The organism is Trebonia sp. (genome assembly GCF_030042015.1).
Taxonomy (GTDB): domain Bacteria; phylum Actinomycetota; class Actinomycetes; order Streptosporangiales; family Streptosporangiaceae; genus Trebonia.
The window spans coordinates 1-4,182 of record NZ_JASIAL010000416.1 but is presented as its reverse complement, the minus strand read 5'-3'; the positions used below and the strand labels follow the sequence as shown (position 1 = coordinate 4,182).

At 71.5% G+C, this 4,182-nt stretch carries 4 protein-coding genes and 1 pseudogene; 3 read left to right on the top strand and 2 right to left on the bottom strand.

Annotated elements, in window-relative coordinates; genetic code table 11:
• A pseudogene (locus Q1N79_RS22370) lies at window positions 1-300 on the top strand (DNA polymerase IV); the annotation flags it as partial.
• Here Q1N79_RS22370 and Q1N79_RS22365 read toward each other — a convergent pair.
• The gene (locus Q1N79_RS22365; protein WP_300612068.1) at window positions 297-797 is read right to left on the bottom strand and encodes a GNAT family N-acetyltransferase; all 501 of its coding nucleotides are present in this window, start codon (window positions 795-797) and stop codon (window positions 297-299) included. The pseudogene Q1N79_RS22370 and the gene Q1N79_RS22365 overlap by 4 nt on opposite strands.
• 123 nt (window positions 798-920) lie before the next feature.
• Here Q1N79_RS22365 and Q1N79_RS22360 point away from each other — a divergent pair, with 123 nt between their 5' ends.
• Window positions 921-2,261 (top strand): MFS transporter, encoded by a 1,341-nt coding sequence (locus Q1N79_RS22360; protein ID WP_300612066.1) that lies wholly within the window; start codon window positions 921-923, stop codon window positions 2,259-2,261.
• Here the strand turns inward: Q1N79_RS22360 and Q1N79_RS22355 are convergent.
• Complete coding sequence (locus Q1N79_RS22355; protein ID WP_300612064.1) at window positions 2,199-2,822, bottom strand: DUF2461 domain-containing protein; 624 nt, start codon at window positions 2,820-2,822, stop codon at window positions 2,199-2,201. The genes Q1N79_RS22360 and Q1N79_RS22355 overlap by 63 nt on opposite strands.
• A 181-nt stretch (window positions 2,823-3,003) precedes the next feature.
• On the opposite strand from Q1N79_RS22355, the gene Q1N79_RS22350 reads away from it, so the two are divergent.
• Window positions 3,004-4,182 (top strand): DUF222 domain-containing protein (locus tag Q1N79_RS22350; protein WP_300612062.1); only part of this gene is annotated, 1,179 nt, incomplete at its 3' end.

Sequence of the window (4,182 nt, the reverse complement as noted above, 5' to 3'; positions counted from 1 at the left end):
CCGTACGTCGCCCGCTCGCACGGCCGGGAGGTCACCTTCCAGCACAACATCACCGACTGGGCTCGGGTAGGGGAAGAGGTGGCCCGCCTCGCCAGGCAGGTCGCCGATGAAGTTTCGGAACGGACCGTGGCTCGTGTGGTCGTCAAAGTCCGCTACGCGCCCTTCATCACGGTCACCCACGGAGTGCCGCTGACGGCCACGATCGAGGAGGCCGCCCTGGCCGCCCTCGCCCAGTTCACCCCCGGCCGCCCGGTGCGCCTGCTCGGCGTCCGGGCCGAATTCGCCGGGGCAAGCGCCTAGAGCCGCCTGCTCATCCTGATCTCGGACAGCGACGGGTCCGACGGCAGCGGCTGCGATTCCCCGGTCGGCGCGAATCCGCACCGCTCGTAGAGCCTGCGGGCCGGCGCGTTCGTCGCGGTGACCCACAGGTACAAGCTGTCGTGGTCGCGGGCCTTCGCCCAGCCGGCCGCGGCCGCGATCAGTGCCTCGCCCACGCCGCGCCCGCGCGCGGCCGGCCGCACCCACATCGACACCAGGTCCGCTTCGCCGCCCTGCTGCAGCACCCCGGCGATGCCCGCCGGCGCTGCGCGGTCGCCACCCGACCCCGCCACGGCGAGGTACCCGAACAGCGTGACGCTGCCGTCCCGGCTGAGCCGGCCCCGCCACTGCTCCTCGGTGAACGGTTCCTCCCGGGCATGCGTCGAGGCGAACGCCGACGGCGCCTCCCGCAGCGCGGCCAGCCGCACCTCCCGCAGCGTCGCCCACTCGCCGGGCCCAGCCGCGCGCACCACCACCATGCGACCCATGCTCCCGGACCGCCCGGGCGTGCTCAAATAATTTCCTGCTTGCGCTCAATAAAGTTGAGCCACTAAATATCAAGTTGCTTGCCTTTCGCCGGAATGGATGGTTTTCTTGAGCGCGTGACTGCTGCGCAGGCTGCTCATCCTGCCGCGCCGGGCCGGCGGAACGCGGTCGTCTACCTGACGGGCCTCGGCTTCTCCGTGGTGGGCAGCAGCGCCATGTCGCTGGTCGCGGGCATCTGGGTCAAGACGCTGACCGGCAGCTCGAGCGCGGCGGCGCTGGTGTCGGTCTGCATCTACGCGCCGTCGCTGCTCGGCCCGCTCGGCGGGCTCATCGCGGACCGGGTCCGGCAGCGGCGCCTGCTGATCGCGGTGAACATCGCCGCGGCCGCGATGACCGCGACCCTGCTGCTCGTCAGCTCGCGCACGTGGATATGGCTGATCTACGTGGTGATGCTGGGCTACGGCTGCTCGCTTGTCATGACCGACCCGGCCGAGACCGCGCTGTTCACCCGGATGTTCACCCCGGAACTGCGGGCGCGCACCAACGGCGTCCGGCTGGCCCTGCAGGAGGGCGGGCGGCTGGTCTCGCCGCTGCTCGGGGCGGCGGTGTTCACCGCCGTCGGCGGCGGCGTGGTGGGGGTCATCGACGCGGTCACGTTCGTCGCCGCGGCCGGCGCGACGGCGCTGCTGACGATTCCTGACGACCTCCAGCCGAGGCCCTCGTCGCATCAGATCACGTGGCGGGCGCAGATCGCGGCGGGCGTGCGCCACCTGTGGCGCACGCCCGGGCTCAGGCAGGCGACGATCATCGCGGTCGCCCCGATCGTGGTCTCCGGGATGCTCGTCGCGGCGCAGTACAGCATGGTGACCGACGGGCTGCACCGCTCGCCGAGCTTCATCGGCGTGCTCGCCAGCCTGCTCGGGGCCGGCTCGGTGATCGCGAGCCTGGCCAGCGGGAAGCTGGTCACCCGGTTCGGCGAACGGGCGGTGCTCACCGCCGGCGCCGTCAATTTCGTCGTCGCGACCGCGCTGTCGGGCACCGGGGTGCTGCCGCTCGCCCTGGTGGCGGCGCTGCTCGCCGGGTTCGCCCTGCCCTGGTGCCTGCTCGGCATCGAATGCCTCGGCCAGCGGCTATCGGACATCGGCCTGCAGGGCAGGGTCGCCGCCGCCATCGGCCTGCTGGCGTTCGGGCCGCAGCCCGTCACCCAGGCGATCGGTGCCGCGCTGATCACCAGGCTCAGCTACCACGCCGTGTACGGCAGCGTCGCGGTCATCATCGCGCTGGTGCTGGCAGCCACGGCCTGGCCGCTCACCCGCCGGCGACGCCGCCCAGTCGCCGGCGACCCCCGCCCGGCATCGACCGAGAACCCCGCGGATCGCCGCGAGCCTGGCCCCTCAACCCCGGACGTTCGAGGTGAGCCAGGAGCAGAATGCGGCGCTCGTTCGGAGGAAAGATAGAACGCGGTCCGCGGCCTGCGGTGTTTGCAACCAGGGTTCCGGATCCCAGTGCTGCCAGGTGGTCAGCCCCTTGTGCCGCAGCAGCGCGATCCGCGGATGGCCGGGCGGGTAGCCGCGCGGCGCGGACTTGAGCGTGCCGTGGCCGTGCACCTCGACGTCGGCCTTGGCGATCTTTTCGATGATCGCTTCCAGCTCCGCGCCGGTGCGTTCGGCGGCGACCGCGGCCCGGTAGCGGTCGACCTGTTCGGGGTCCATGTGCCACATCCCCGACCCGGCGGCCAGCCCGTCGGCGGAGAACTGCACATAGCTGGTGCCGCCGATGGTCGCGCCGATATGCGTCTTGTACGGCGTCTTGTCGGCGCTGAAGCGGATATCGCGGTAGGGACGGAAGATCTTCGGCTCGCCGAATTCGGCCGCGAGGTGCTCGGTGAGTTCCGTCATCGGCCGCAGGACTTTGTCCTCATAGACGACCTTGTTGCTGGTCCAGTACGACTTCGAGTTGTCCGCCTCAAGGCCCTCGTAGAACTCCAGGGCCTCTTCCGGCCATCCGCCGAACGCCATTGCCACAGCCTACGCCGGATAAGCCCGCGTCACGCCGGACCTGCCTGACCGGTCGGCGACGTCGCGGATAGCAAAGACTATCCCTTTGGTAAGCCTATCTGAGCTGCTTGTCATATTTAATCGTGATAATATTCTATATAGTACAAGATCTTAAACATAGATCCGAATGAGGGGTGACCTCATGCCGCAGTCGCCGGCCGCCGGACATGGCCCGGGCGCAGAGCCCGGCCGGGATACCGGCCTGCCCGGCGGGGGCGGCCCCCGCGACCTGAGCCTGGCGGATTTCGCGCAGGACGGCGCGGGAGGCAGCTGCCAGCCCGGTCCGCGGCTTGCGGCGGTCATCGCCGGGCTGTCGGGCCCGGACTGGCGCTGTGACGGCGCCACCGACGAGCAGCTGCTGGGGCTGCTGGATCGCTGGGCGGCGCTGGAGTCGTGGGCGGCGGCGGGGAAGCTGGGCCTCCTTCGAGAGCTGATCCGGCGTCGGGTGCTGCCCGGTGCCGGCGGGAACTGGCACGGGGACCTGCCCGATGCCTGGGAGGAAGGGCTGGCCCATGAGGTCACGGCGGCGCTGGGGATGTCGCTGCCGGCGGCCGACAAGCTGCTGGGCGTGGCGTGGGAGCTGCAGGTGCGGCTGCCCGGCATCGGCGGCAGGCTCGCTGATGGCACTATCGACCTGCTGAAGGCGAAGATCATCGCCGATGAGCTGTTCGTCCTGGGTGATGAGCAGGCCGCGCGGGCCGGGGCGATGATCGCCGGTGAGCTGGCCGGCAAGACGCCGGGGCAGATCGGCAGGCTGGCCGCGGCCGCGGCGTGCACGGTGGACCCGCTGGGGGCGCAGAAGCGGCGCGAGCACGCCGAGCGGGAGGACGCGCGGGTCCGGTTCTGGCGCGATCACGGGGGTGCCTGCGCGCTGGCCGCTTACGGGCTGCCGGCCGATGCGGCGCTGGCCGCCAACGCGAACGTGAACGAGCGCGCCGCCGAGTATAAGAAGGCCAAGATCATGCCGGACGCGCGGATGGACCAGCTGCGCGTGCTGGCGTTCCTTGACCTGCTCAACGGCGTGGCCGCCGCCGCCCGCATCACCCAGGCCCAGGCCGAAGCCCAGGGCGACTCGGAGCGCGGACGCGCTGAGTCTTCCGGGCATGACAGCCGCCCGGACGGCGGCTGCCCGGACAATGGACACGCCGACGACGGAGGACGAGACGACAGCCGCGCTGACGACGAGTTCGGCCACGGCGGCCCCGCTGACGGCGGACACGGCAGCGGTTCCGGGGACGGCCCGGACGGCGGCAGCGGCAGACGCGGTGATGGTGGCCCGGCCGGCGGGCCGCCCGCCGGAACCGGCGCGACCGGCGCGACC